Source organism: Paraburkholderia sp. UCT2 (assembly GCF_014397665.1).
Classification (GTDB): Bacteria; Pseudomonadota; Gammaproteobacteria; order Burkholderiales; family Burkholderiaceae; genus Paraburkholderia; species Paraburkholderia tuberum.
The window spans coordinates 12881-38696 of record NZ_VZQO01000005.1 but is presented as its reverse complement, the minus strand read 5'-3'; the positions used below and the strand labels follow the sequence as shown (position 1 = coordinate 38696).

Genomic DNA, 25816 nt, shown 5'->3' with positions numbered 1-25816 from the left:
CCTTTACGCGCGCTGCGCGTAGTTGGTCTCGACCCACTTCCGGTATTCGCCCGAAGCGACTTCGTCGACCCATTGCTGGTTGTCGAGATACCACTGGACCGTTTTGGCGAGCCCCGTCTCGAACGTTTCCGCCGGCTTCCAGCCGAGTTCGCGCTCGAGCTTGCGGGCGTCGATCGCGTAACGGCGGTCGTGACCCGGACGATCTTTCACATAGGTGATCTGGTCGCGATACGAGCCGGCCGCCTTCGGGCGCTGCTGGTCGAGCAGGTCGCACAGCGTGTGCACGACCTCGAGATTCTTCTTCTCGTTCCAGCCGCCGACGTTGTACGTCTCGCCCGGCGTGCCCCGCGCGAGCACTTCACGGATCGCGCTGCAGTGGTCGCCGACGTACAGCCAGTCGCGCACGTTCTGCCCGTCGCCATACACGGGCAGCGGCTTGCCGCCGAGCGCGTTGGCGATCATCAGCGGAATCAGCTTTTCGGGGAACTGGTACGGGCCGTAGTTGTTCGAGCAGTTGGTGGTCAGCACCGGCAGGCCGTACGTGTGGTGGTAGGCGCGCACGAGGTGATCCGAACCGGCCTTGGTCGCCGAATAGGGGCTATTCGGCGCATAAGGCGTAGTTTCGGAGAACTGCGGATCGGTTGCCGACAGCGAGCCGAACACTTCGTCGGTTGACACGTGCAGGAAGCGAAACGCGGCGCGCTCCGCAACGCCCAGCGTGTTCCAGTAGCTGCGCGTCGCTTCGAGCAGCGTGAAGGTGCCGACGACGTTGGTTTGCACGAAATCGGCCGGACCGTGGATCGAGCGATCCACATGGCTCTCGGCCGCGAAATGCAGCACGGCGCGCGGCTTGTGCTCGGCCAATAGCGTATCGAGCGCGGCGCGATCGCAAATGTCGACGCGCGCGAAAATGTGTTTGGGATTGCCCTGTAGCGACTTCAGCGTGCCCAGGTTGCCGGCGTAGGTCAGTTTGTCTACGTTGAGCACCGCTTCGTCCGACGCATTCAGCCAGTCGAGCACGAAATTAGCGCCGATAAAGCCGGCACCGCCCGTTACCAGGATCATGTAATTCCCTTGTCGATGTTAGTGACAGACGGCGAAGAGCTTGCGACCTGTTCACCCCGCGTGGTGTCCGTTTCTCTGGTCGTCCGTCGCGTTCCCCGGAGAGTGCACACTCAGACGCCAATTTTATGAACCCCCAATTATAAAGCCGCCCAGTGCAAAAACTAGAACCCTAACAACTTGAAACAGCTTGACAGAATTCGTTGCCGTTGGTCTGTGAAAAGGAGCTTTTCGGTGCGATTACGCGCATTTTGGCGCCTGTCATGATGTGCGCCACATACTGTGCGGCGCGGCACGGAAAGAGTGGGAAACGAAGAAGAACGGCGAAAGCGTCATGAAAGGCCGCAAACGCGGCCCTTCGGTGCAGACCGTCAGGCGGTTGCTCGCGCGAGCGCGCTCAGGCCGCGAGCATCCAGCGCAGCGTATCGATGAAAGGGATCGACTCGACCGCCGGCACCAGCGAGTGCAATTTGGCGGGCGAACCGGCAAGCATCTTGACGTCCGTTTGGCGGACAAAGGCGGGATTGACCTGGACTTCGATGTCGTGACCGGTGAGTTCGCTCGCGGTCGTGAGGATTTCACGCAACGAATACGGCGTGCCGGTGCAGACGTTGACGATTTCGGCGGCGACATTGGAGTCGAGCAACGCCTCGTACGCGCTCGCCACATAACGCACGTCAGAGAAGTCGCGCGCGATGTCGATATTGCCGAGTTCGATCGATGCCGCGCGCCGCGCGAAGTGGCTGACGATCTTCGGCACGAGGAAGTTCACCGCCTGGCCGCGGCCGGTGTAGTTGAACGGCCGCACGATCAGGATCGGCAGGCGGTCGAACCATGTGCGCACCAGCGCTTCCATGGCCGCTTTGCTGGCCGCGTAATGATTGACCGGCATAAGCGGGAAGCTCTCGTCGATCGCGGCGCTGCTGACGTTGCCGTACACGTTCGCGCTGCTTGCGATCAGCAGCTTGCGCGGCACATGGCCAATCGCGACACAGGCTTCGAGCAGGTTCTGCGTGCCGATCACGTTGACGCGATAAAAGTCGAGCGGATCGTTGTGCCCCACGAAGCTGATCGCGGCCAGATGCACGATGAAATCGGGCCGCACGGTTTCGAGCACGCGCCGGCAGTCTTCCGGTGAGGTGATGTCGAGTTTGACGCGTGCCAGCGTGTCGGGCTCGTCGCGGCCGGACACCGCTTCGATCACGGTATGGCCGCGCCCGGTCAGCTTCTCGACCAGATAGCGGCCGGTAAAACCGTTCGCACCGGTGACGAGCGTGCGAAATGATTGCTTCACCGCGGAAGACGACATGCTGGCTTCGTTCACGAGAGAGTCATCCTGTTGTTGTATTGGAATCGCGCGCGGTCCATGCGTGGTTGCCGCGGTGCCGTGTTACGGCGGTTTTCCACCCGCGTCCCGCAACGTGATCGCGCGATACCCGAACCCCAAACGGGCTATTATGTCACGCTATCTTGCTGCTCTGCCCTGCGTGGCACGCGTCGTGCAGCACCGCGCGTATCGAATCGCCTTGATTTCCTCGATGACACCCCTCAACGCTTCCAGTACCTCCGCTCCCCTCGTCCCTCTTGCTTTCGGCGATCTGCAAGGCTGCCGCGCGCCGTTTCGGCAACTGCTGGCCAAAGCCGCGCCGCCGGACGGCACACCGCTGTGGTTCGCCGGCGATCTGATCAACCGCGGCCCCGACTCGCTCGACACCTTGCGCGACGTGATCGCGTTCGGCGAGCGCGCGGTGCCGGTGCTCGGCAATCACGATCTGCATCTGCTGTCGGTGTCGGCGGGGATTCGCAAGTCGAAGAAAGGCGACACGATCGAAGAGATCCTCGCCGCGCCCGATGCCGCCGATCTGCTCGAGTGGATACGCCACCGCCCGCTCGCGCATTTCGACAACGGCATGCTGATGGTGCATGCGGGCGTGCTGCCGCAATGGGATGCGACGCTGACGCTCGAACTCGCCGACGAGTTGCAACGCGCGCTGCGTGCGCCGAACTGGAAAGAGACGCTGGCCGGCTTGTACGGCAATGAACCGAACCGCTGGAAGCCGGGCCTGAAGGGTATCGAGCGTCTGCGCGTCACGTGCAGCGCGTTGACGCGCATGCGCTTTTGCAGCGCCGATGGCGTGATGGATTTCAGCAGCAGCGGCACGCTCGCATCCACGCCGAGCGGCTGCATGCCGTGGTTCGACGTGCCGTCGCGCCAGACCGCCGACGTGACCGTCGTGTTCGGACATTGGGCCGCGCTCGGCCTGATGTTGCGCGACAACCTGATCGGCCTCGACTCGGGTTGCGTGTGGGGGCAGAAGCTGTCGGCGGTACGGCTCGCGAAAATCCCGGCTGAGCGGACGTTGACGCAAGTCGATTGCGATTCGCGCGGCGTGCCGCGCGGGGGCAACTAAACAGAAGACGGCGACGCTGCCCGGCAGCGCCGCCGCTTAGACCGAGCGGCGCGGCTGATCGACGGGCTCGATCAGCGTTTCCGCCGTCTCAGCGGCGTCGCTCGACGACGCAGCATCTACGACGTCGCCCTCTTGCGCGACCGTCCCCGCCACTGCGTTGCCGGCCTGCATGTCCCGCAACGCGTTCGCCACCACCTGCTGAGCCTGCGCCGCAAGCACCCGCCGGTCCGCGTCCGGCGCGAGCGGTGCGCCAACATATACGTGGGCGGTCAGCGGACCGCCACGCAACAGCATGTCGAGCGAGTCGGACAACGACACGTCGTCGATATATGCGGGTGCCGTCGACTGCCGGCCCTGCGCGTCCTCGTACATGATGCACAGCGGCTGCACCGGCACACCGGCCGACACCGCGGCCTGGAACATGTTCGCGTGAAACGGCAGCAACTCGAGCCCGTTCGACGTCGTGCCTTCGGGGAACACGCACATCAGTTCACCCGCGCTGAGCCGTGCGGCGAGTTCGTGCATGATGCGCTTCGCGTCACTGCGCTTCTCGCGCTGGATGAACACCGTATCGAGCTGCTGTGCGAGCCATCCGACCACCGGCCATTGCCGGATCTCCGCCTTCGAGACGAACGGCGTCGGCCGCCACGCGTTGATTACGTAGATGTCGATCCACGAGATGTGATTGGCGACGACGAGCACGCCACGATCGAGCCGCACCGCGTCGTTATGCACGACGAGGCGCATGCCGCACAGCCGCAGCATCTTCAGCGACCACGCGCGATTGAGCGCGTGACGCCGCTCGGCGCTCGCGTTCGGAAAGCGCGTCGCGACGGTCCACATGCCGTGCAGCAGATGCGTGATGAGACGGACCTTGCGTAACGCGAGCTTCATGGCCGGAGCTTTCCTTGACTGGACCGAAACGATACCGCTCAGCGCTGTTCGTAGGCGAGCTGACCGGACACGACGGTCGCGCGCACCTGTGCCGGCAGCTCGTAGCCGAGGAACGGCGTGTTGTGCCCCTGGCTCTTCAGCGCACGCGGCTCGACGCGCCAGTGAGCGTGACGGTCGAACACGCAGAGATCGGCCACCGCGCCGAGCGCGATGCGGCCAGCCGCTTCGAGGCCGAGCACCTGCGCCGGCGCCGCGGTGATGCGATTGAGCGCGCTCGCGAGCGGCACGCCCGCTTCGTCGGCCCACTTCACCGTCAGCGACAGGAACAATTCGAGGCCGGTTGCGCCCGGCGTCGCTTCGGCGAACGGCAGCAGCTTTTCGTCGTCGTCGACCGGCGTGTGCGCGGAGCAGATCGCATCGATCGTACCGTCGACGAGGCCCGCGCGGATCGCTTCGCGATCGCGCTGCTGGCGCAGCGGCGGATCGAGCCGGAACTGCGCGTCAAAGTAACCGATGTCGAGGTCGATCAGATGCACGTGGTTCACGGTGACGTCGCACGACACCGGCAGGCCCTCGCCCTTCGCCGCGCGCACGAGCGCCACGCCCGCCGCCGACGACACATGCGACACATGCACGCGCGCGCCGGTTACGCGCACGAGTTCAAAGATCGTATGCAGCGCGATCGTTTCGGCCGCCACCGGGACACCCGACAGCCCGAGCCGCGACGCCAGCGCGCCGCTCGCGGCGACGCCGCCCTTGCCCAGATACGCATCGACGGGACGCAGCCACACGGTGAAATCATAGGTCTTCGCGTATTGCAGCGCGCGCATCAGCACCTGGGTATCGACGATCGGCGTGTCGGCCTGCGAGAAGCCGACGCAGCCCGCCTCGGTGAGCTGGACCATCTCGGTGATGACCTGCCCCTTGAGACCGACCGTCAGCGCGCCGAGCGGATACACGTGCGCCTTGTTCTGATTGCGCGCGCGGAACTTCAGCATTTCGACGAGGCCCGGTTCGTCGAGCGTCGGATCGGTGTCCGGCGGACATACGAGGCTCGTCACGCCGCCCGCGAGCGCCGCGGCCATTTCCGAGCCTAGCGTCGCCTTGTGCTCGTACCCCGGCTCGCGCAAACGCGCGCACAGGTCGACGAGACCCGGCGCGATCGACAGACCGCGCGCGTCGAGCGTACGCTCCGCCTGGAAGCCGGCCGGCGCGTTGCCCAAGGCGGCGATCTTGCCCGCCTCGATAAAGATGTCCTGCTGCTGTTCGGTGCCCGCTGCCGGATCGATCAGCGTGCCGCCTTGAATATGAATCTTCATGCGCTGCCTTTGTTAAACCTGTGGTTCAGCCTATCGTTCGGCTTCCCGATCAGTCGTTGCTTAGTCGTTATTGCCCGCGACGATCCCCATCACCGCCATGCGCACCGCGATACCGAACGTGACCTGATTCAGGATCACCGATTGCGGGCCGTCCGCGACCTGCGAGTCGATCTCGACGCCGCGGTTCATCGGGCCGGGGTGCATCACGATCGCATCGGGGGCGGCGAGCGCGAGACGCTCGGGCGTGAGCCCCCAGCTCTTGAAGTACTCCTGCGACGACGGCAGCAGCGCGCCGCTCATGCGTTCATTCTGCAGGCGCAGCATGATGATCACGTCGACATCCTTGAGACCTTCGTCGAGGTTGTGGAACACGCGCACGCCCATCTGTTCGAGGCCGCCCGGCAGCAGCGTGCGCGGACCGATCGCGCGCACTTCGGGCACGCCGAGCGTGGTCAGCGCATGAATGTCCGAGCGCGCGACGCGCGAATGCAGGATGTCGCCGACGATCGCCACGCGCAGCTTCGTGAAGTCCTTCTTGTAGTGGCGGATCGTGTACATGTCGAGCAGACCCTGCGTCGGGTGCGCGTGACGGCCGTCGCCGGCGTTGATCACGTGCACGTGCGGCGCGCAGTGCTGCGCGATCAGGAACGGCGCGCCGCTCGACGCATGACGCACGACGAACAGATCCGCGTGCATCGCCGACAGGTTGTTGATCGTGTCGAGCAGCGATTCGCCCTTGCTGGTCGACGACGCGTTGATGTTCAGATTCAGCACGTCGGCCGACAGCCGCGTGGCCGCGATCTCGAACGTGGTACGCGTGCGCGTCGAGTTTTCGAAGAACAGGTTGAACACCGACTTGCCGCGCAACAGCGGCACCTTCTTCACTTCGCGATCGGTCACGCTGACGAACTGATCGGCGGTCTCGAGAATGTGATTGACGATGGCCTTCGGCAGCCCCTCGATCGACAGCAGATGTTTGAGCTCGCCGCTCTTCGTGAGCTGCGGGTTGCCCTTCAGGAAGCCGTAGCGGAAGCGCTCGGATGCGCTAGCGGAGGAATCTTGCGGAGCCGGGGTGGCGGTGTTCATGATGTACCTGCTTCAAATACGGGCTTCAACGTGATCGAGGTCGCGTCGACACGCCGCTCACGCGCGTTTCAATCGACGCGTGCTTCAGTGTGAAAAGAAAACCGCTGGCCGCCCGCGCCGTCGTCTTCATGGGCCAGCACGAGCGTCGCGTTGGCCGGCACGTCGACCACGCCACCGACGAAGCGCGCCGCCACCGGCAACTCGCGTCCGCCCCGATCGGCGAGCACCGCGAGTTCGACCGATGCCGGCCGGCCATAGTCGTACAGCTCGTTGACCGCCGCGCGAATCGTGCGGCCGGTGTACAGCACGTCGTCGACCAGCACGATGCGGCGGCCGTCGACCGCGAACGGCAGCGAGGTCGGGCTCGCCTGCGCGTGCAGCCCCTTCTTCGCGTAGTCGTCGCGATGCAGCGCGACGTTCACCACGCCGAAGCTCGGCAGTTTCAGGTCGCGCGCGAGCCGCTCGGCGAGCCACGCGCCGCCGCTATGGATACCCGCCAGTACCGCCGCGTCGGCACCGGCTTGCGTGGCGGCGAGCTGGTCGCCGTACGCCGCTCGAATCTGGTCGAGCAACGCGCGATACAGCGCTTCGGCGTCAATGGAACTCATGATCGTCGGAAAGTCCGTCTAGATATTGCTGGAGGATGATGCTCGCGGCTTCGGCGTCGAGCATGTCGGCGCGGGCATTGCCGGCGCGGATTTCCGCCTCGGCCTCGACCGACGAGTAGCGCTCGTCGACCCACGTGACCGGCAGATTGAAGCGGCCGTTCAGCTGGTTGCCGAAGCGCTTCGCGAGTTGCGTGCGCTCGTGCGGTGTGCCGTCGGGGTGCATCGGCAGGCCGACCACCAGCGCATCGGGCTTCCATTCGGCGATCAGCTTGCCGAGCGCTTCGAAGCGGTACTCCCTGCTGCGGTTCTGCACGACGACGAGCGGCCGCGCGCGGCGCGTCAGCGAATTGCCGACTGCCACGCCGATGCGTTTCTCTCCGTAGTCGAACGCAAGCAGCGTCGCCTCACGTCCGGCCGGCAGATTCATGCGCGGCCCCTCATGCGTGCCCGGCCTCGCCCGACAGCATCGACAACGACACGCCGAGCAGCGCGAGCGCCGCTTCGAGACGATCTTCGGCGGGCACGTCGAAAACGATCTTCGGATCGGCCTCGACCGTGAGCCAGCCGTTCTTGGAGATTTCGTCTTCGAGCTGACCCGCGCCCCAGCCGGCGTGGCCGAGCGTCAGCAGGAAACGCTCCGGACCGTTGCCGCTCGCGACGGCCTCGAGCACGTCTTTCGACGTGGTCATTTCGAGCCCGCCCGGCACCGACATCGACGACGTGTATGCGCTGCCGCCTTTCGGGTCGTGCAGCACGAAGCCGCGCTCGGTCTGCACCGGGCCGCCGAAATACACGGGGACATGGAGAAGCGGTTCGATCTCGAGCTTCAGATCGATGCGATTGAAGAGCGCCTGCAGGTCGATATCGGTCGGCCGGTTGATCACGAGGCCGAGCGCGCCGCGCTCACTGTGATCGCAAAGGTAGACCACCGTTCCTGAAAACGTCGGATCGGCCATGTTCGGCATGGCGATCAGGAACTGGTTGGTCAGATTGATGCGATCGGTACTCTTGGACATAGTTCGGATTTTAGCAAAGACGATGCGCGATGGCGGGCTGCTTTGAGCATTGCAACCCGTTGGGTTGCACGCTACGCGACGCGCCATCGACGCCGGATCAAGTTGCACTCTATCACGCGAGCGACTTGCGCCATGCCGCGATCAGGCGCCGAAACACCGCGTAGAACGGCACGTTCGGCGCGCGTCGCGAAGTAGGCGGGATTGTGACTTGTCACAATGGGTTTCAGCGGGTTCGGCGCGCGTCGGTCGAAGCGTTGCGGACGCAATTCGCGCGCCACGTCGCGCGTTTGGTTCGACCCGGCTTGCGCTTCACGCGCCGCCCTGCTCGATCGCACGCGTGAGCGCGGCGAGCGCCGCCTGCGTGAAGCTGCCGCCCGCCGGCCCAACGCCCGCGGCGACCTTGTGCAGCGACGCACGCAAGGCCTCGGCGGCCTGCTCGAGCGTGTCGGCCGGCGGCGCGCCGACGATCACGTGCGCGCGCACCGCCGGCGTCGCGACGCCCGCATGCGCACGACGCCGCCATGCGAGACCGAGCGCGTCGGCGAGCAGCGCCACGTGACCGAGACCGAGCGCGCAGGCGGCCGAGCCAAGCCGGTAGGCGGCGTCGCCCGCCTGCAGCGCTTCGCTCGGGTCGGCTTTTTCCGGCTGATCGGCCGCGCGCGCATGGGCGGCCAGCGCCTCGATGGACGCGTCGGCGGTCTGCAGGAAGTCTTCGTACGCGTTCGCGTTGACGCTCAGCACGCCGAGATCGCGCGTGTGCGGCAGCGACTGCGCCTCGAGCGCGCCCGCCTCCCACAGCGCTTCCGACGACTGCGTGCCGGCGACGTGCCAGTCGACGGTCAAGCCATAGTCGTGCAGCACCTCGACCTGGTCGGCGTCTTGCGCGGCCGCGCCGAACAGCGCGTAGTCGCGCCACAGCAGCGCGAGCGTCGCGCGCACCAGCGAACGCGGCGCGCGCTCGATGCCGCGCGCGTGATCGGCGAGCGCCAGGTTGCAGCGCGCGTAGAAGCGCCGCGCCTCGATATCGCGGATTGCGTGGCCGCGCGCGCGCAGCGCCTTCGCGCAGGCGCGCGCGAGCCGCCAGAAGTCATACGGATCGGGGCCGGCGAGTTCGGTGAACACGGCGTCGAGCTCGTCGAGCGCGGCGTTCGTGACCGCAAGCGCCACCGCGCTGCCTGTGTCGGCCTGCGAGCGCAGCACCGGCAGCAACGCGCGCTCGTAGCGCGCCCGCTGATGGGCAAGCTGATCGGCCGATTGCGCGTGCAGCGAAGCCGGCGGCACTGGCCGCGCGCACAGCGCGAGGTCTTCGAACGCGACGGCGGAGCCCGGCGTGGGTTCGATGAGTTGCGCACACAGCTCGCGGTAGTGGTTGAACAGCATCGGCGAGCAACTGAGCTCGCGCAGATTGTGACGCTCGAGCGCCGCGCGAAAGTCGCGCAGCGCCGCGGCGAACACTGGCCGCGCGCTTTCCGCTTCGGCTGGCTCGCCGCTCGCGAGCGGCGAGAGCCGCACGAGGGCGTCGGTGAAACGCTGCGCGCTGAGCCAGCCCGCCGTGCGCAATGCATGCGACGCGCGCAGCAGCGCGGCACCGCTCTCGTCGCGCTGCTCGAACGCGAGCGACGCCTCGGCGAGCGCGAGTTCCGCAGGGCGGACCGCGCCGCCGCGCGGGTTCGGCAGTGCATCGATGGAAACGGGTGCTGCGGATCGAAGAGTCATGGGCAGGCGACACGAAGCTGACGGGGCCGTCGCTTCGCGCCGCATGCTGAGTGAGCGGCCACCGCGCGAACCGGCGACAGGACAATGACAGACTACCGTTGCGACACGACGCGACCGGCGATGTTCCGCGCCGGCGCGCTCAGACGGGCGCCGGGCGTGCCGGACGCATCAAGCGATTGCAGCAATTGCGCGGCGTATGACGCCGCTGACTTTTTGGGATCGAAGCTCAGGGTTCAGGTTCGGACCGAATCTCGGGACCCGGTTTGGGGGCCGAAGCTTCCGGCGTGTCGCACGAGCCCATCAAACCGCGACGCCGGAACAAATGATCAAGCGACGCGAACGACCGACCGGCTGACGCCGGCGGCTTGCCGAACTTCAGATCTGGACCATTTCGAAGTCTTCCTTGCGCGCTCCGCACTCCGGACACGTCCAGTTGATGGGCACGTCTTCCCAGCGCGTGCCCGGCGCAATGCCTTCGTCGGGCAAGCCGGCCTCTTCGTCGTAAATCCAGCCGCAAATCAGGCACATCCAGCTTTGATATTCCATTCTTTTGTCGCGTCGTTGAGTCCGTGGAAGCGGGAGCCATGATGGTACCGTGTTGCCGCCCCCATGCCTAGCAATCGAAAACTCGCAATCGTAGCGTGGACCGGGCTTCGGCGGTGCGCCCGCGCGCCGTGCGCACGACGCTCGCGGCGTCATGCCGCATGGCGGTGGGGACACCCGGCAGCGCGATAGAGGGCGCCCTCGGCAAGCTCGCGGCGCTAGCGTGGCAACCTCAAAGCATTCCCCGCCGGCCGCGCGTCAGCGGGCCGCGAGCCAGCCTCTGGCGATCCCCGCCGCGCGAAAAAACGCCCTCTCCACGGTTTAGGCCGCATAATTGAGCCAATTGCGCATTGCGCGCCGAAATCCTGCTTTCTTTATCCATTTTCATGCCCAGCGACACGCCTCCGATCGTCCTCACCTTCGGTCTCTCCGACCCCACCGGCGGCTCCGGCCTGCAGGCGGACCTGTTGACACTTGCCAGCATGGGCTGCCACGGCGTTTCCGTGCTCACGGGCTATACCGTGCGCGACTCGGCGAACTGCGACGAAGTCACCGGACTCGACCCGGACATCGTCGCGACGCAGGCGCGCATGCTGCTCGAGGACATGCCGATCGCCGCATTCAAGGTCGGCGCGTGCACGCGCGCCGAAGTGGTCAGCGCGATCGCGGAAGTTGTCGCCGACTACGACGACATCCCGCTGATCCTCGCCCCCGACTTCACGCTCGACGACGAACACGTGCTCGCCGCCGACGAACTGCGCGAAGCGATCGCCGATCTGCTCGCGCCGCAAACCACGCTGCTGGTCGCCGACTCGGCGACGCTGCTCGCGCTCGCGCAGCCCGACGGCGACGCGGAGGCGCCGAGCCTCGACGCGGCGATCTCGCATCTGCTGTCGCAGGGCTGCGAGTACATTCTGTCGACCGAAACCGGCACGCATCGGCTCGTCAACACACTCTTCAGCGAGGACGGCCAGTTGCGTCAGGACATGTGGGACCGCGCGCCGCATCGGTTGACGGGCCTGACCGATACGCTCGGCGCGGCGATCGCCGCGCTTCTCGCCAACGGCCAGGAGCCCGCGGAAGCGGTGCGCGAAAGCCAGGAGTATCTGTATCAGGCAGTGCGCAATGCGTTCCGGCCCGGCATGGGGGCGTACATGCCCGATCGCTTCTTCTGGGCGCGCAGCAGCGATGAAGACGAAACACCGCCCGCGCAAGGCAAGGGCGCGGCGCCGGGGGAAGCGCGGCACTGACCTCGCCATTCGTCGGCATCTTAAAAACCCGCTGTCAGCCGGTTTTTTCATTAATGTGACTTTCGCGATTGGTGCGCCTTTCCAATTCGATTTATACAAATTGAACAATGTAATTAGCGCGTAGCTATCGATACTGCCGCGCCCAGTTCGTCTCGCGGGCATCTTAGTCAATTTATTGTGCATAGCCGCATGAATCTTGCTGTCGGCGATGCAACCAGACGTTATATCGCGTAATTAAACGTTACAACGCCGATGACATCTTTTGTCTAGACTTTACGCATCACGATCAGTCATATGTCCCCACATGTCATTTCCCACCTTCTTCATCCATCCACCGAAATGCGGCGGTTCGACCGTTATTTCGTTTTTTGATTTGAATAAAGGTAATGACCAATTCATTAGCTTTGTCTGGGATCAGGATGGCTGGGGAAACTGTCGTGCGAAGCTGCTCGATACGCAGGTAGGCGGCGGTCATCTCCCGTATGGCATTCATCGGATGATCAAACATCCGGTCAACTACTGCACGATCCTGCGCGATCCGCTCGCGCGCCAGATCTCGCACTACTGGTATGCGGCGAACGGCAAGAACGGCGAGGTCACACGCGGCGTCAGTGTGTCCACGCCGGAAGCTCTGGCGCAGCAAGGTGTGCTGTCGCTCGACGAGTGGGTCAGCGAATCGCTCGGCGGCAAGAACCTGTTCGTGCACATGTTGAGCGGCGAGCCAGTGGCTAATCAAACGAGCCTCGCCGTTGCGCAAATCCATTTGCGCGAACAGATCGGCACCGTCGGCGTCTGCGAGGACATGAGCGAATTCTTACTGCGGCTTTGCGGTTCGACTGGGATGAAATTGCCGTTCTATTTCGAAGCGAATCGCACCAATGGCACGGCGAAGGGCAAGGCTCACTTAAGCGACGCAACAAGACAAAAATTTATCGAGGACAATAGCCTCGATTACGAACTGTTCCGCGACGCGAGTCAGATCGTGGAAGCTTACGCGAAAGAAACGGGGAGCGTCTTTTCGAATGCGCTCGAATTGGTCCGCGTGATTCAGTCCGAAATCGATCAGCTCGACAATCCGCACGTCTATAGTTCGACCGTTTTCGGCTTCGACGGCTCATTCCTGTCGCGCGTGCATGAGGTGATCCGCCGCTTCGATCTCGCGCCGATCGACACCTATCTGGAGTTCGCGCGAAGCCGGCAGCGTCCGCCGGTCGACCTGTTCGACGGTTTTGTCGACACGGTGCGCGACGGCGTAGTGTGCGGCTGGGCCGTCAACCTGAGCGAGCCGCAGCGGCAGGTACCGCTCGAGGTGCGGGTCGGCACGCAGATCGTCGCGACCGGCTGCAGCGGCGAGCCGCGGCCCGATGTGGCGAGCGCCGGCTATCCGAGCGCATACAGCGGATTTTCGATTCCACTGCCGAACGATATTCCGGAAGGCTTTCGCGTTACCATTGCCAATTCCACCGAAAGCCTGCACAACGCCGGCACGTGGCGGCAAGGCTGGCACTGCGAATGAGCCAGAAGAGCCAAGAGAACCGATCCATGAAAGAGCCGCCCCAGTTCGTGCAACGCTTCCACGGCAAGATCGCGGTGCAGGACCGCATACGCATGTTCGATCAGATGCCCGCCACGATCTGGCTGACCGGCCTGTCCGGCGCCGGCAAATCGACGCTCGCGTTCGCGCTCGAGGAGCAGCTGATTGCGCTCGGTCACGCCTGCTATGTGCTCGACGGCGACAACATCCGCCACGGTCTGGCGAGCGACCTTGGATTCGAACCCGACGACCGGCGCGAAAACATCCGCCGGGTCGCGCACGTCTCCCAATTGATGAACGACGCGGGTCTGATCGTGATTTCCGCGCTGATTTCGCCGCTACGCGAAGATCGGGCGATGGCGCGTGAGATCATCGGAGCCGACAAGTTCGTCGAAACCTATGTGTCCGCCTCGCTCGCCACCTGCGCGAGCCGCGATCCCAAAGGTCTTTACGCGAAAGCGAGGTCTGGCGAGATCAGCTCGTTCACCGGCGTATCAGCGCCCTATGAAGCGCCGATCGATCCCGACCTGCACGTCGACACGGGAACGCTGAGCCCCGCGCAAAGCGTCGCGCAGATCTTCCACTACCTGCGCGAAAAGTGCCTCGGAAGGTCCTCTCATCGCACGGCTCACGCCGCGGGCGCCTGATCCGGACAAAAGGGCGTGCGGAAGCGCTCGCCAGCAAGCACATCAACGCCGGCCCCAAACGAAAAAAACCCGCATAAGCGGGTTTTTTCGTTTGGGGAAACGCCTCGCGGCGCACTCCCCACATGGACTTCCAGCCGGGCCTCGTCCGTGATCCAGACGCGCGGCAGTTCAACCACGCGGCCGGACCACGAGGCCCGAGCGGAATTACATGTCCATGCCCATGCCGCCCATGCCGCCGGGCATGCCGCCAGGCATCGGAGCATCTTCCTTCGGCAGTTCGCAGACAGCTGCGTCGGTCGTCAGCAGCAGGCCAGCAACCGAAGCTGCGTTTTGCAGCGCCGTGCGCGTCACCTTTGTCGGGTCCACGACACCTGCGTCGACCAGGTCGACGTACTCGCCGGTCGCTGCGTTGTAGCCGTAGTTGCCCTTGCCAGCAGCAACCGCTGCCACGACGACACTCGCTTCTTCGCCACCGTTGGCGACGATCTGGCGCAGCGGCTCTTCCATGGCGCGCAGAACGATCTTGATACCTGCGTCCTGATCGGCGTTAGCGCCCTTCAGGCCAGCGATTGCCGTACGTGCACGGATCAGCGCGACGCCGCCACCCGCCACGATGCCTTCTTCCACAGCCGCGCGCGTTGCGTGCAGTGCGTCTTCGACACGTGCCTTCTTTTCCTTCATCTCGACTTCGGTTGCAGCACCGACCTTGATCACCGCAACACCGCCTGCCAGCTTGGCGACGCGCTCTTGCAGCTTTTCACGGTCGTAGTCCGAGGTCGCTTCTTCGATCTGCGTGCGCACTTGCTTGACGCGAGCTTCGATGTTCGCTGCTTCGCCAGCGCCGTCGATGATCGTAGTGTTTTCCTTGCCCACTTCGATGCGCTTCGCCTGGCCCAGTTCAGCCAGCGTTGCCTTCTCGAGCGTGAGGCCGGTTTCTTCAGCGATGACCTGACCGCCGGTCAGGATCGCGATGTCTTCCAGCATCGCCTTACGACGATCGCCGAAGCCCGGAGCCTTGACGGCAACGGTCTTCAGGATGCCGCGGATGTTGTTGACGACCAGCGTTGCGAGCGCTTCGCCTTCGACGTCTTCAGCGATGATCAGCAGCGGACGGCCAGCCTTCGCGACTTGCTCGAGCACCGGCAGCAGGTCACGGATGTTCGACACCTTCTTGTCGTGCAGCAGCACGAACGGGTTCTCGAGCACGGCGACTTGCTTGTCCGGGTTGTTGATGAAATACGGCGACAGGTAGCCGCGGTCGAATTGCATACCTTCGACGACGTCCAGCTCGTCTTGCAGCGACTTGCCGTCTTCGACGGTGATCACGCCTTCCTTGCCGACCTTGTCCATTGCTTCAGCGATGCGCTCGCCGATCGACGAATCGCTGTTCGCCGAGATCGCGCCAACCTGGGCGATTTCCTTGTTGGTCGTGCACGGCTTGCTGATCTTGCGCAGTTCTTCGATTGCGGCTGCAACAGCCTTGTCGATACCGCGCTTCAGGTCCATCGGGTTCATGCCCGATGCGACGTACTTCATGCCTTCGCGGACGATCGATTGCGCGAGAACCGTTGCGGTCGTCGTGCCGTCGCCTGCGTTGTCGCTGGTCTTGGAAGCGACTTCCTTGACCATTTGCGCGCCCATGTTCTGGAGCTTGTCTTTCAGTTCGATCTCTTTCGCGACCGACACACCGTCCTTGGTGACCGTCGGGCCGCCGAAGCTGCGCTCGAGAACCACGTTGCGGCCCTTCGGACCCAGCGTGACCTTCACGGCGTTGGCGAGAATATTCACGCCTTCGACCATCTTGGCACGGGCGGAATCACCGAATACGACGTCTTTAGCTGCCATCTTCTAACTCCTTGAATACTTTGGATATAACCGGTGAAGTAGCGACCTTGCGCTTACTTCTGCACCACGGCCATGATGTCTTCTTCGCGCATCACGAGCAGTTCGTTGCCGTCGACCTTGACGGTCTGGCCTGCGTACTTGCCGAACAGGACGCGGTCGCCGACCTTCACGTCGAGCGCAATGGCTGCGCCCTTGTCGTCGCGCTTGCCCGGGCCGACTGCGAGGATTTCACCTTGATCCGGCTTTTCCGCTGCGGCTTCGGGGATCACGATGCCCGACGCGGTCTTGGTTTCCTGATCCAGACGTTTGACGATCACGCGATCATGCAAAGGACGAAGGTTCATACATACTCCTCTCTGATTGAGACTGAAGAACGCTGAGAAAAACCCGGCTGGCCGAGCCAACCGGAGATGTTGTTAGCACTCTCGTGCAGCGAGTGCTAATTATATGGACCGGCAGTGACAAATTCAAGAAGCGGGAACGCGGTCGAAGTTCACTGACCCTGAAACGTGATTCGCTCGGGCTTGAACCCCGCCCCGTGCGGAACGTCTGCCGTTCGGCATTTTCTCTAAGAAAACAATAATTTACCGACGTGTTGCGTTGAGATTCGGCCCTTCGTGAAGGAAGAGGCGAGCCATGACGAGGCAGCGACTTGGGAGCGGAGCGCCCGCTCGAAACGTCAAACCCAGGGAAATCCCCGTAAGCGCGGGCCGTTACGATAGTCAGCCTTCAGGCAAGTCGAGGGGGCTCGTGAATGTGCTTCACGGCTGAGGCACCCGTCGGTCCAGGTATATCTGGACCGTTGCAGCGGCCGTTGATAGTGGGATTGTGAAATTGATAGCAGCTGCAAGGACGATCCTTGCAGAACCGTAGCGCTATAACTGAGTTCGAAAGATTTGAGATCTTTCCACTCTGAAGATCAGCGACAAATATGTCCAACTGACAAGTCGGTAATTGCGCTCCTCCAGATAGCGAAATATGGCGGAATCTATTACTTCCCTTATCGAAGTCAGCGTCGACTCCACAATGATGATCTTTGGTTTATACCTGCTGATATCAATCGATCGCAAGACTTCGTAATCGTGACCTTCCACGTCGATGGAAAGCAGATCGATTTCCTGGCCGGCGTACGGGGTGTGCTCGAGAACGTCGTTCAATGTGGTGGTTTCAACGGTCCGGACGGAGATAGGTTTCTGGACTTCGGCCGCAGCCACTATGGGATCTATGGTCGAAGTCAACCCATAATTTGAAAAATTATAGACTTCCTTGAGCTGTTTCTCGTTCGAGACGGCCGCACATACATTGACATCACCAGACCGCGCAAGAGAAAACGTTTCAATTTTCACTGGATCCATGTCTATGTTGATGCCGCGCCAACCACGCTTGTAAAGCGCATGTGTGTTCGAGAACTTGACAGGGTGGTATGCACCAACGTCGACATAAACACCCTTATTGCACCGGGGACTGATTATCTCGCGCAACACTGCGTCCTCTCCAAACTGCGAGTAGTACAAACGCGGCCCGCGTGTTATCCACGTCTTGCGGACGAGCCAAAGGAAGTGTCCGAACGTCTTCGGGTTCAACATAATCGCTCCTCACTTCGAAACGATAACGGCAAAAGGTCAAACAGCGTTTGATCTGGAAACTTGCCCAGCAGAAGGTCGGTCCGGCATTACGTTAGCTAATATTCACATAGCAGGCCTCATTACCGCCGCAAATGTGCCGCAGTACGGACAAAACGATATTCGCGAATTAGTTACATGCTCGAAAAGTCGTTGAGAGTTACATCTGCAGACTACTCGACGGTTAGCCGAACATTAAGCGAAAGTCATAATAATGTGTATTTTTGGCCGAAACCGTCGAGTGATGCAAAAAGCTTCCGGTTCCAGTCGCTTCGCATGTCGCGGAATACAACCGCGCGATATTCAGCCCGGCGAAGCCTTCTGCATCAGGCCACGTTCCGCCAGTTTCGACCGCCCGACAGCACGCTCGTTTCACTTCACTTCTGCGCAGGCCGGTGCAACGCATTACCCGCGATCCACTTGAGCCGTTCGCAATTGACCTTGATGCGCGCCGCGAATTCCTTCGGATCTCGCTCGCGCAGTGCGTTCATCTGGCTATTGGTGATGTCGGCGCGGTGCCAGCCCGTGTCCCAGTGCTGATCGAAATCGGTCGCACCGGTCAGGACCTTCCGGAGCCGCTCCTTATAGGCGCCGATCCGCTCGGGCGACACGTCGCAAAACGCCTGCGCGAAGCTTGCGCGCTCGCCCGCCGTCTCCGCGCTCAGGTTGGCGTCGCTCGCGCCGCTCGCTAGCGGCGCGGCGAGCGACAGCACCGACAGACAGAACGCTGCGCAAAGCGGCCGATAGCGATACGATAGGTTTTTCATCTTCGACTCCTGACGATCCTTCGTGGCGACCAGGGATTGTCCCGATCTTCAACGCCGCCTCGCCGATTGTGTCCTGATTGCACTGCACGATGGCGTTTTCGCGCGCTATCCGATGCATCGCGTGGCCAAACCGAGGTGCTACGCTCGTTAAAGCGGCATTCGCGACGTGCCCGTTCCGGGGAGCCGTGGCGCAAGCACCGCAACGCCACGGCCTATCGGCAGGCCGCGACAGAAGCACGAGCGCCAGGCATGAGAACGAGCTCGAACACGACGCGCAACGAGCACAGAACGAAAGCACGACACGAAATCAAACACAAAAAGGCGAGACATCGCTGCGGGAGTGACTGCGATGGCATTTAGAACATATACCGTACTGACGCTGTTGGTGACGAGCACTGCCGCGTTTGCGTGGCGGCCTGTCACCTATCCGATCCGAAGTCAGAGCCCTTACGAGCGCAGCATCGACAACGCGATGTGCTACGCCGAGGCGAACCGCGTGACCGGGGTCAACATGGCCCACGAGTCGCAGATTCCGCCGCGTCAGCCGCCCGCGGCCAAAGGTGCGTCGACCGGCGTACCGTCGAAGCCGCCGCTTCCGCCTAGTTCCTTCACAGCCACGCCGCTGCCGTGGAGCGCGAGCGCGCCCGAAGCCGCGAGCGCGCCGTTGGCTGGCGCGCAAGCGCCTGGCGGTGCATCGTCGGCGAAACCGGTGAACGAAGCCGCGGCCGGCGCCAGCGCGCCAGGCGCACCGGCCACCGCGGCGGCGAATGCACCGCCGAACGCATCGGCAGCAGCAACGGGCCCCAGTGCGACCGCGGCACCCGGCGCGTCGGATGGGGCGGCCGCTTCGCTGCAGGCCAACGCGGCGTCGAACGTGAAGCTGCCGCCGCTGCCCGCGCCCGAGCCGCCGATGACCCGCTATTGGGCCGCCTACGGCGCGTGCATGCAGGCGCGCGGTTACGTCGTCCAGTAGTCCGGCCGACGCCGCTTGCGGGCGTCGTTGCATTCATTCTTTTTGATGGCGCCGCCCTTCGGCGCCAGTGGAGCGACACGGCCATGCCGCGCGACACGACCTCCGACCAGCCATTTTTCCATCACTGCGCATACTGCGGCGTGCCGCTGTCCGGCCGCTTTTCGCCGTGTCCCGCATGCCATGCGCTGCCGATCGATTCGTTCGATACGGACGACAAGCCCGGCGAGCGCTCCGCGCGATCCCGGGCGCTGAGCGCATCGCGCACGCAACTCGAACCGCTGCCAGCGGTCGCGAGCTTGCCCGCGGACCGTTCGTCGCGACGCTCCGCGCAAACGAAGATGAGCCCCTACGATCTGATCGACGAAGCGACGTTCGAGCCGGGCGGGCGTCGACGGCGGCATCCGCTCGCGCTTGCCGCAGCCGCGCTCGCGACGCTCGGCGTCGTGTACGTCGGCTTCGTTCTACTCAACGACGACGATGCGAGCGTCGACACGCCGGTCACGGTCTTCGGCACGGTGCGCCCGGACAACCCTGGCCAAGCCCCTGCACAGAACGTTGCGCAGAATGCGGCGCCGTCGGTTGCCGCGGCGCCGAAGCCGGCGTCGATCGTCGCGCAACGGCCGCGTCCCGTTGTCGTCGCGCGGCAGCAACCGGCGAACGTGCACGCGGCCACCGTCGCGCCACCGTCACCGCCCGTCGTGGCGACCGCGCCGACCGTTGCGCCATCGTCACCGCAGGTCGTTGTGACCGCGCCTGCCGTAGCGCGATCGAGCCCGCCCATCGTGGCGACCGCACCAACCGTCGCGCCATCGTCAACGCAGGTCGTTGCGACCGCGCCTGCCGTAGCGCGATCGAGCCCGCCCATCGTGGCGACCGCACCGACCATCGCGCCATCGTCACCGCCGGTCGTTGCGACCGCGCCTGCCGTAGCGCGATCGGCTCCACCCGTCGTTGCGACCGCGCCCGTCCCAGCGCGACCGTCAACGCCCGTCGGTGCGACCACGCCGACCGCAGCGCGACCGACACCGCCCGTTGTCACGACCGCGCGCGCCGTAGCGTCAACGAAGACATCGAGCGCGGCCATCTCCGCGCCCACGCCGCGTGGCACGGCGCTCGCGTCGACCAGTACCAACACCAACACCGACACGATGGCCGCCCCGCTCACGCAAGCCGACAAACAGCGCGCCGACGCCGAGCGCAATCTGAAAGCCGCGCACGGCTATCTGCAACGAGGCAATCTGGCGGCGACCAGAGCACGCCTCGCCGCCGTAATCAACGCGCAGCCCGACAATCGCGACGCGCGCAGCATGCGCGTCCAGGTGAGCACGCTAGAGCAGCAACGCGACGCGTTGCTGAGCCTCGCGCGCGGCTGCAGCAACGTGGGACATTGGGAGTGCGCGTCGCACAACGCCAACGAAGCGTTGCGGATCGATTCGAGCAGCAAGGCCGCGCAGCGTCTCGTCGCGCTCGCGTCGCACGAGTCGGCGTGGCAAACCATGCAGCCGACGGCGGAAGAGTCGCGCGCATTGCGCGATCTGCTGCGTCACCACTAAGGATTGCGAGGTATCTCGCGGGACGGCGGCACGGGCGTGCAGTCGATCACGCCCGCCCGCGCGGCGCCCCGAAAGACGCGCGCGCGGGCAGCAGTGTCAGCCGGCGATGCTGTCGTAGCCGTAATAGCCGCCCTGATACCCTGAGCCGAGAAACGCCGCTTCCTGCGGCACGTCGGTGAGCAGCACGCCGCGCAGACCGACGCCACCATTACGCAGGCGTTTGGTGGTTTCGATGATCTCATGCAGCGGTTGACGCCCATGCCGCACGACGAGCAGCGTCGTCGCCGCGTATTTGCCGATCAGCGTCGAGTCGGTCACGGCGAGCACCGGCGGCGTGTCGATGATCACGACGTCGTATTGCGGCTTCAACACCTCGAGCATCGCTTCGAAGCGTTTGCTCATCAGCAGCTCGGCCGGGTGCGAGGGCAGCGTGCCTTTCGCGAGCACGTCGAGGTTGGGCAGCACGTCGCGCTGGATCATCGCGTTGAGATCTCCGCCGCACAGCACGTCGGACAGTCCCGGCCGATGGCTGACGCCGAAATGCGAATGCACGTCGCCGCGTCGCATGTCGCCGTCGATGATCAGCACGCGCTTGTTCGCCGACGCGACCAGCGTCGCCAGATTCACCGACAGGAACGACTTGCCCGCATCGGGCCGCGAGCCGGTGATCATCACGACGTTGTTGGCCGCATGATCGAGCGACAGCTGCAGCGAGGTGCGCAGATTGCGCACCCCTTCCACCGCGATATCTTCGGGCGCCTGTTGCGCCAGCACATGCTGCCCGCGCTGGCGCAGCGACACCTTTTCCTGCAGGCGCAACTGCGTCTGGCTGCGCGGCACCACCGCGAATACCGGCACGCCGAGCATCCCCTCGAGTTCGTCCGGGCGCTCCACGCCGCCGCGCATCGCGCGCCGCAAGAAGACCAGCAGCAAGCCGAGCGCGAGGCCGCCGCCGAGCGAGATCAGGATCACCAGCATGCGCTTCGGCCACACCGGATCGTCGGGCGTTTCGGCGAAGTCCACCACGCGCACGCCGCTCACCTGACCCGCCTGCGCGACCCGCAGTCGCTGCACGCTGTTGAGCAGGTTCGTGTACAGATCGGTGTTCACGTGCACGTCGCGCTGCAGACGCAGCGCGGTCTGCTCGGTGTCGGGCATCGTCGAGACGCTGTGGTTCATCGTGCTCTGCGCGCCCTGCAACGCGGCGATCTGCGCATCGAGCGCGGCGACCATCGGATGATTTGGCGTAAAACGCTGCAACAGCTCCGCGCGCTGCTGCTGCAGATCGAGCAGCTTCGTCTTGTTGTCGACGATCTGCTGCAGCAGCAGCTTGCTTTCTTCACCGAGATCGACGGCGCCATGTGTATTGCGGAACTTGCCGTAGCGCTCTTCCGCGTCGTCGAGCGCCTTGCGCGCGTCGGGCAGTTGCTGTTCGAGATACGCGAGCGTGTGGTCGGATTCGGTCGAACGGCTCGCGAGATCCTGCCGCACGAACTGGCGCGCCACGTTGTTGACGATCGCCGCGGTCAGCGCCGGATCGGCGCCTTCGAGACTCACGCGGATCACGCCGGAGTCCTCCGCCGTTTCCTGCACGACCATCGTCTTCGCCAGACGCTCTACCGTGCCGAGCGTCGACGCGCGCGTCAGCTCGAAACGCGAGCCGGGCGCGCCGACCAGTGTGTCGACGTGCAGCGTGACCGGGCCGACCGCGGTATCGGTTTGCACGGTCTCGCCGACGCGCCCCGACAGGATCGCGCTGCCGTGAGGATCGCGCAGCATGAAGGTGTTGCCGGCGCCCGCGACTAGCGTGAAGGTCTCGCCATACAGGTCCTTCGACGTGTCGAAGCGCGACACCGCGATGCTCTCGTTGCCCCACGCGAACCCGCGCAGATTCACGAACGACGGCAGCCGGAACCACCAGTGCCCGTTCACGAGTCCGGCGATCTTGCTGCCGATCACCGGCAGATAACGCGGCTTCGCCGTGATGTCGAGGTGCAGCGCGCGGACCGCCTCCTCGGTGACGAGACGCGACTTCAAAAGCTCGATCTGCGCCGCGGTCGACGGCTTCGAATCGTACGCGCCGGGAAGCGGCGCCGCCGCGTCCCGGCCGTTCGCATTGACGTTCACCGCGTTCGCCGTCCTGTCCTGGACGTGAAACAGCACGTCCGAACGATAGACCGGCGGCGTGAGGAACGCGTACGTGCAACCGAGCGCGAGCGCGATCAGCGTCACGGTGAGGATCGTGCGCCAACCGCGCACGATCGTGCGCACGTAGTCCGACAGATGCAACTGCCCCGGTTCATACACGCCGGCGTAACGGTTTTCGTAATTGATTGCCATGTTTTCACCCAACAAGGCCTGCCGGTTCAGATATCGCGTCACGCATGCATCACTTCGACACGACGACTCCCGTCACCGCCGCGTTGATCGCGGGCAACAGCAGGTTCAACACGCGGTTGAAGCGAACCAGACCGCCCTGACCGACGTACACGATGTCCTTCGGCTGCAGCTCGAACTGGTTCGCGAGCAGCATCGCCACCGGCGAGGTCGCATCGAGGTGATAGATCTGCGGCGAGTCGCTGGTCGAATTGCGGATCACGAACAGCTGCTGCCCCGAGGCCGTATTCGAGTCGAAGCTGCCGCCGTCGGAGATCGCCTGCGACAGCGTCAGCGAGCCGTTGCGCAACGGCAGCACCGTGGCCGGCTTGTTGACTTCGCCCATCACGTAGACGCCGCTGTCTTCGCGCGCGTTCACGCGCACGGTATCGCCCGGCTGCAGATAGATATCCGACGGATTGCGGCCGTGCTTGATGAGGTCGTCGATGTTCAGCCTATAGGTCTTGCCGTCGCGGATCAGATCGACCCGGCTGCGATCCGCGGTCGTGTTGAAGCCGCCGCTCAGGCCGATCGCGTTCGTCAGCGACATCGGAATGTCGTTGATCGATTGCGTGCCCGGTGTGCGCACTTCGCCGTCGATATATACCGTCGCGTTACGGAACGACGCGACGCGCACCGTCACCTCGGGCTTCTGATAGACCTTGCTCAGCCGCGAATACAGCTCGCGCTGGATCGTCGCGACGTCCTTGCCGGCGACGTGCAGGTTGCCCGCGTACGGAAACTGGATGTCGCCGTTCTCGTCGATCAGGAAGCCCGGACTTGCATCGGAAGGGCGCGAGGTCGTCGGCGGCTGTCCCAGCGCGGCCGCGAGTTCCGGGTGATCCCACACGACGATCTGCAGCACGTCTCCGGGGCCGACCCTGTAGACGGCCGGCTTGCCGAACAGACCCGTCGTCGTCGGCGGCAACACCGCGGCAGTCTGGTCGGCATTCAGCTTCTTCAGCAGTTCCAGATTGATATCGGTGATCGGAATCTGCTTCTGCTGCGAGGCTTCGGTACTGAATTCGCCACCCGTGTCCTGAATCGTGGCCGGCGTGACCATCCGTTGTCCCGGTACGATCTGACATCCGGAAAGCAATGCTGCGCTTGCGAAAACCACAAGACTTCCTGTGCGAAAACCAAGTGAGCTCATGATCTTTACTCCTTCGCCCCGAGGCGTTGTTATCGACTTTCTAGTAAGCGTTTCGATGCACCAGTCCGGCGACAATCGTCGCGCCGATGATCCGCATGTCGAGTGCGAACGACCAGTGACCCAGGTAGTACAGGTCATGTTCGACGCGACGCTCCATCTTCTCGATGCGGTCGGTTTCGCCACGGAAGCCGTTGATTTGCGCCCAGCCCGTGATTCCCGGTTTGATCCGGTAGCGATTGATATAGCCCGCGACCACCTTCTGATAGAGGTCGTCGTGCTCGAGCGCATGGGGACGCGGTCCTACGACCGACATGTCGCCACGCAACACGTTGAAAAATTGCGGCAGCTCGTCGAGGCTCGTGCGGCGCAGAAACGCGCCCACTTTCGTCACGCGCTCGTCGTTGCGCGTCGCCTGGCTCAAGGTGCCCTTCGCTTCGGTATGCACGCGCATCGAGCGGAACTTGTAGATCGTGAACACTCGGCCGTCCGCGCCCTTGCGCTTCTGTCTGAACAGCACCGGTCCGCGCGAGGACAGCTTGACCGTGATCGCGATGCCCAGCAGCAGCGGCGCGAGGGCAACGATCGCCGCCGCGGCGAACAGCCGGTCGAAGACTTCCTTTTTCAGCATCGCGTTGGCCGACAGCGGCGAGGCGACCAGATTGATCGCCGGCACGCCGAGCAGATCGACCACGCCACTGCCTTCGAACAGCGCATGGCTGCGCACGTCCGGCATGAAGCGGATATTCACGAGGTCGTCGCGGAACTCGTCGATCAGCGCGCAGATCAGCGGCTCCTCGGACAGCGACAGCATCAGCCATAGCTCGTGCACGTCGTTGGTGCGGATGTAGTCGGCCAGCAGATCCACGCGATCGAACACCGGCACGCACGGATTCGTCACGCCGGAGTCGTCCGGGCGCGTGTTGTAGACGGCGGTCGCGCGAAAGCCCGCGGTCGGCGCCGACTCGATGCGGCGCAGGAGCGCATCGCACTGCGAACCGCTGCCGACGATCGCCACCTGATGCAGGTTCATGCCCGCGCCGCGCGCCCGCGCGAGCACCGCGTGCGCGATCACCCGATTCGCGATCAGCAGGCCACCCGTCGTCGCGGTCCAGTACGAGAACCACAGCCGCGACACGATATCGATGCGATGCAGCGAGTACATCAGCACGAGCGCGCAGGCCTGCACGATCAGCCACGCGAGCGACACCTGACCGGCGAGCCCGAGCTTCGAGCGGCCGCGCCATGATTCGTAGACGCCGAACGCGGGGAAGATCGCGAGCGCGAACGCAGCCGAAAACATCACCAGCGCCCAGTAGAAACCCGACTGGCCGAGATAATCAAAGCGGATCCGCGACGCCACGGTCGCACCCGCCAATACCAGAGCGACATCGAAAATCCGCGCGAGCAGATCCTGAAACTTGCGCATTTTACTTACCTCGTT

At 64.0% G+C, this 25816-nt stretch carries 24 protein-coding genes; 6 read left to right on the top strand and 18 right to left on the bottom strand.

Annotated features, from left to right (window positions below; translation table 11 throughout):
- Positions 1 to 3 precede the first annotated feature (3 nt).
- Positions 4 to 1065: a dTDP-glucose 4,6-dehydratase gene (gene rfbB, locus F6X39_RS05840; protein WP_184065108.1), complete on the bottom strand. Its 1062-nt coding sequence runs from the start codon at positions 1063 to 1065 to the stop codon at positions 4 to 6.
- 394 nt (positions 1066 to 1459) lie between these two features.
- Positions 1460 to 2371, bottom strand: coding sequence for a GDP-mannose 4,6-dehydratase (locus tag F6X39_RS05835; protein ID WP_187615923.1), 912 nt, complete (start codon positions 2369 to 2371; stop codon positions 1460 to 1462).
- 229 nt (positions 2372 to 2600) lie between these two features.
- On the opposite strand from F6X39_RS05835, the gene F6X39_RS05830 reads away from it, so the two are divergent.
- Positions 2601 to 3473 carry a symmetrical bis(5'-nucleosyl)-tetraphosphatase gene (locus F6X39_RS05830; RefSeq protein WP_187615922.1) on the top strand — a complete coding sequence of 291 codons (873 nt, stop codon included), beginning with the start codon at positions 2601 to 2603 and terminating at the stop codon, positions 3471 to 3473.
- Positions 3474 to 3509: 36 nt separating this feature from the next.
- Here F6X39_RS05830 and F6X39_RS05825 read toward each other — a convergent pair whose 3' ends face one another.
- The 8 genes from F6X39_RS05825 to F6X39_RS05790 form a co-directional block, all read right to left on the bottom strand.
- Entirely contained in the window at positions 3510 to 4367 is an 858-nt protein-coding gene (locus tag F6X39_RS05825) for a lysophospholipid acyltransferase family protein (RefSeq protein WP_187615921.1), read from the bottom strand.
- A gap of 38 nt (positions 4368 to 4405) precedes the next feature.
- Positions 4406 to 5686 (bottom strand): dihydroorotase, encoded by a 1281-nt coding sequence (locus F6X39_RS05820; RefSeq protein WP_187615920.1) that lies wholly within the window; start codon positions 5684 to 5686, stop codon positions 4406 to 4408.
- Between the two features lie 60 nt (positions 5687 to 5746).
- Positions 5747 to 6772, bottom strand: coding sequence for an aspartate carbamoyltransferase catalytic subunit (locus F6X39_RS05815; RefSeq protein WP_090803276.1), 1026 nt, complete (start codon positions 6770 to 6772; stop codon positions 5747 to 5749).
- Positions 6773 to 6840: 68 nt separating this feature from the next.
- Entirely contained in the window at positions 6841 to 7380 is a 540-nt protein-coding gene (pyrR, locus tag F6X39_RS05810) for a bifunctional pyr operon transcriptional regulator/uracil phosphoribosyltransferase PyrR (protein WP_187615919.1), read from the bottom strand.
- Positions 7367 to 7807: a Holliday junction resolvase RuvX gene (gene ruvX / locus F6X39_RS05805; protein ID WP_184038467.1), complete on the bottom strand. Its 441-nt coding sequence runs from the start codon at positions 7805 to 7807 to the stop codon at positions 7367 to 7369. The genes pyrR and ruvX overlap by 14 nt, the downstream gene beginning before the upstream one ends.
- Positions 7808 to 7817: 10 nt before the next feature.
- Complete coding sequence (locus F6X39_RS05800) at positions 7818 to 8396, bottom strand: YqgE/AlgH family protein (RefSeq protein WP_090803272.1); 579 nt, start codon at positions 8394 to 8396, stop codon at positions 7818 to 7820.
- Between the two features lie 309 nt (positions 8397 to 8705).
- Complete coding sequence (locus tag F6X39_RS05795) at positions 8706 to 10112, bottom strand: hypothetical protein (protein ID WP_187615918.1); 1407 nt, start codon at positions 10110 to 10112, stop codon at positions 8706 to 8708.
- 375 nt (positions 10113 to 10487) lie between these two features.
- Positions 10488 to 10658 carry a rubredoxin gene (locus tag F6X39_RS05790; protein ID WP_006047743.1) on the bottom strand — a complete coding sequence of 57 codons (171 nt, stop codon included), beginning with the start codon at positions 10656 to 10658 and terminating at the stop codon, positions 10488 to 10490.
- A 383-nt stretch (positions 10659 to 11041) separates the two neighbouring features.
- On the opposite strand from F6X39_RS05790, the gene F6X39_RS05785 reads away from it, so the two are divergent.
- Positions 11042 to 11905 carry a hydroxymethylpyrimidine/phosphomethylpyrimidine kinase gene (locus F6X39_RS05785; protein WP_090803266.1) on the top strand — a complete coding sequence of 288 codons (864 nt, stop codon included), beginning with the start codon at positions 11042 to 11044 and terminating at the stop codon, positions 11903 to 11905.
- 307 nt (positions 11906 to 12212) lie between these two features.
- Here F6X39_RS05785 and F6X39_RS36590 read toward each other — a convergent pair whose 3' ends face one another.
- A complete protein-coding gene (locus F6X39_RS36590) occupies positions 12213 to 12413 on the bottom strand; it encodes a hypothetical protein (protein ID WP_262413441.1) in 201 nt (66 codons plus the stop codon).
- Here F6X39_RS36590 and F6X39_RS05780 point away from each other — a divergent pair.
- Both F6X39_RS05780 and cysC read left to right on the top strand, forming a co-directional pair.
- Positions 12402 to 13421 (top strand): chondroitin 4-O-sulfotransferase, encoded by a 1020-nt coding sequence (locus tag F6X39_RS05780; protein ID WP_262413439.1) that lies wholly within the window; start codon positions 12402 to 12404, stop codon positions 13419 to 13421. The two genes, F6X39_RS36590 and F6X39_RS05780, sit on opposite strands and share 12 nt — an antisense overlap.
- Before the next feature lie 26 nt (positions 13422 to 13447).
- The gene (gene cysC, locus F6X39_RS05775; RefSeq protein WP_187615916.1) at positions 13448 to 14086 is read left to right on the top strand and encodes an adenylyl-sulfate kinase; all 639 of its coding nucleotides are present in this window, start codon (positions 13448 to 13450) and stop codon (positions 14084 to 14086) included.
- A 204-nt stretch (positions 14087 to 14290) separates the two neighbouring features.
- Here cysC and groL read toward each other — a convergent pair whose 3' ends face one another.
- The 4 genes from groL to F6X39_RS05755 form a co-directional block, all read right to left on the bottom strand.
- Positions 14291 to 15931 (bottom strand): chaperonin GroEL, encoded by a 1641-nt coding sequence (gene groL / locus F6X39_RS05770; RefSeq protein WP_018419577.1) that lies wholly within the window; start codon positions 15929 to 15931, stop codon positions 14291 to 14293.
- Between the two features lie 53 nt (positions 15932 to 15984).
- Positions 15985 to 16275 (bottom strand): co-chaperone GroES, encoded by a 291-nt coding sequence (groES, locus tag F6X39_RS05765; RefSeq protein ID WP_008923887.1) that lies wholly within the window; start codon positions 16273 to 16275, stop codon positions 15985 to 15987.
- Between the two features lie 531 nt (positions 16276 to 16806).
- A complete protein-coding gene (locus F6X39_RS05760) occupies positions 16807 to 17517 on the bottom strand; it encodes an FkbM family methyltransferase (protein WP_260330644.1) in 711 nt (236 codons plus the stop codon).
- A 413-nt stretch (positions 17518 to 17930) separates the two neighbouring features.
- Complete coding sequence (locus tag F6X39_RS05755) at positions 17931 to 18320, bottom strand: hypothetical protein (protein ID WP_187615915.1); 390 nt, start codon at positions 18318 to 18320, stop codon at positions 17931 to 17933.
- A gap of 349 nt (positions 18321 to 18669) precedes the next feature.
- Here F6X39_RS05755 and F6X39_RS05750 point away from each other — a divergent pair, with 349 nt between their 5' ends.
- The gene (locus tag F6X39_RS05750) at positions 18670 to 19293 is read left to right on the top strand and encodes a hypothetical protein (RefSeq protein ID WP_187615914.1); all 624 of its coding nucleotides are present in this window, start codon (positions 18670 to 18672) and stop codon (positions 19291 to 19293) included.
- A gap of 83 nt (positions 19294 to 19376) precedes the next feature.
- Positions 19377 to 20846, top strand: coding sequence for a hypothetical protein (locus F6X39_RS05745; RefSeq protein ID WP_187615913.1), 1470 nt, complete (start codon positions 19377 to 19379; stop codon positions 20844 to 20846).
- A 96-nt stretch (positions 20847 to 20942) separates the two neighbouring features.
- Here F6X39_RS05745 and F6X39_RS05740 read toward each other — a convergent pair whose 3' ends face one another.
- From F6X39_RS05740 to F6X39_RS05730, 3 genes are read right to left on the bottom strand one after another with little or no spacing between them, the layout of a single operon-like run.
- Complete coding sequence (locus F6X39_RS05740) at positions 20943 to 23186, bottom strand: polysaccharide biosynthesis tyrosine autokinase (RefSeq protein WP_187615912.1); 2244 nt, start codon at positions 23184 to 23186, stop codon at positions 20943 to 20945.
- A 49-nt stretch (positions 23187 to 23235) separates the two neighbouring features.
- The gene (locus F6X39_RS05735) at positions 23236 to 24375 is read right to left on the bottom strand and encodes a polysaccharide biosynthesis/export family protein (RefSeq protein WP_187615911.1); all 1140 of its coding nucleotides are present in this window, start codon (positions 24373 to 24375) and stop codon (positions 23236 to 23238) included.
- A gap of 40 nt (positions 24376 to 24415) precedes the next feature.
- The gene (locus F6X39_RS05730) at positions 24416 to 25801 is read right to left on the bottom strand and encodes an undecaprenyl-phosphate glucose phosphotransferase (RefSeq protein ID WP_187615910.1); all 1386 of its coding nucleotides are present in this window, start codon (positions 25799 to 25801) and stop codon (positions 24416 to 24418) included.
- Positions 25802 to 25816: the final 15 nt, after the last annotated feature.

Excerpts from the sequence above, each read along its gene's own strand:
- F6X39_RS05745 (WP_187615913.1), top strand. The coding sequence starts at position 19,377 with ATGCCGCGCGACACGACCTCCGACCAGCCATTTTTCCATCACTGCGCA.
- groL (WP_018419577.1), bottom strand. The coding sequence starts at position 15,931 with ATGGCAGCTAAAGACGTCGTATTCGGTGATTCCGCCCGTGCCAAGATG.
- F6X39_RS05825 (WP_187615921.1), bottom strand. The coding sequence starts at position 4,367 with ATGAAGCTCGCGTTACGCAAGGTCCGTCTCATCACGCATCTGCTGCAC.
- F6X39_RS05795 (WP_187615918.1), bottom strand. The coding sequence starts at position 10,112 with ATGACTCTTCGATCCGCAGCACCCGTTTCCATCGATGCACTGCCGAAC.
- cysC (WP_187615916.1), top strand. The coding sequence starts at position 13,448 with ATGAAAGAGCCGCCCCAGTTCGTGCAACGCTTCCACGGCAAGATCGCG.
- F6X39_RS05815 (WP_090803276.1), bottom strand. The coding sequence starts at position 6,772 with ATGAACACCGCCACCCCGGCTCCGCAAGATTCCTCCGCTAGCGCATCC.
- F6X39_RS05820 (WP_187615920.1), bottom strand. The coding sequence starts at position 5,686 with ATGAAGATTCATATTCAAGGCGGCACGCTGATCGATCCGGCAGCGGGC.
- pyrR (WP_187615919.1), bottom strand. The coding sequence starts at position 7,380 with ATGAGTTCCATTGACGCCGAAGCGCTGTATCGCGCGTTGCTCGACCAG.
- F6X39_RS05730 (WP_187615910.1), bottom strand. The coding sequence starts at position 25,801 with ATGCGCAAGTTTCAGGATCTGCTCGCGCGGATTTTCGATGTCGCTCTG.
- F6X39_RS05785 (WP_090803266.1), top strand. The coding sequence starts at position 11,042 with ATGCCCAGCGACACGCCTCCGATCGTCCTCACCTTCGGTCTCTCCGAC.
- F6X39_RS05760 (WP_260330644.1), bottom strand. The coding sequence starts at position 17,517 with ATGTTGAACCCGAAGACGTTCGGACACTTCCTTTGGCTCGTCCGCAAG.
- F6X39_RS05835 (WP_187615923.1), bottom strand. The coding sequence starts at position 2,371 with ATGTCGTCTTCCGCGGTGAAGCAATCATTTCGCACGCTCGTCACCGGT.
- F6X39_RS05750 (WP_187615914.1), top strand. The coding sequence starts at position 18,670 with ATGGCATTTAGAACATATACCGTACTGACGCTGTTGGTGACGAGCACT.
- ruvX (WP_184038467.1), bottom strand. The coding sequence starts at position 7,807 with ATGAATCTGCCGGCCGGACGTGAGGCGACGCTGCTTGCGTTCGACTAC.
- F6X39_RS36590 (WP_262413441.1), bottom strand. The coding sequence starts at position 12,413 with ATGTTTGATCATCCGATGAATGCCATACGGGAGATGACCGCCGCCTAC.
- F6X39_RS05780 (WP_262413439.1), top strand. The coding sequence starts at position 12,402 with ATGATCAAACATCCGGTCAACTACTGCACGATCCTGCGCGATCCGCTC.
- F6X39_RS05735 (WP_187615911.1), bottom strand. The coding sequence starts at position 24,375 with ATGAGCTCACTTGGTTTTCGCACAGGAAGTCTTGTGGTTTTCGCAAGC.
- F6X39_RS05740 (WP_187615912.1), bottom strand. The coding sequence starts at position 23,186 with ATGGCAATCAATTACGAAAACCGTTACGCCGGCGTGTATGAACCGGGG.
- F6X39_RS05755 (WP_187615915.1), bottom strand. The coding sequence starts at position 18,320 with ATGAAAAACCTATCGTATCGCTATCGGCCGCTTTGCGCAGCGTTCTGT.
- rfbB (WP_184065108.1), bottom strand. The coding sequence starts at position 1,065 with ATGATCCTGGTAACGGGCGGTGCCGGCTTTATCGGCGCTAATTTCGTG.
- F6X39_RS05830 (WP_187615922.1), top strand. The coding sequence starts at position 2,601 with ATGACACCCCTCAACGCTTCCAGTACCTCCGCTCCCCTCGTCCCTCTT.
- F6X39_RS05800 (WP_090803272.1), bottom strand. The coding sequence starts at position 8,396 with ATGTCCAAGAGTACCGATCGCATCAATCTGACCAACCAGTTCCTGATC.
- groES (WP_008923887.1), bottom strand. The coding sequence starts at position 16,275 with ATGAACCTTCGTCCTTTGCATGATCGCGTGATCGTCAAACGTCTGGAT.
- F6X39_RS05790 (WP_006047743.1), bottom strand. The coding sequence starts at position 10,658 with ATGGAATATCAAAGCTGGATGTGCCTGATTTGCGGCTGGATTTACGAC.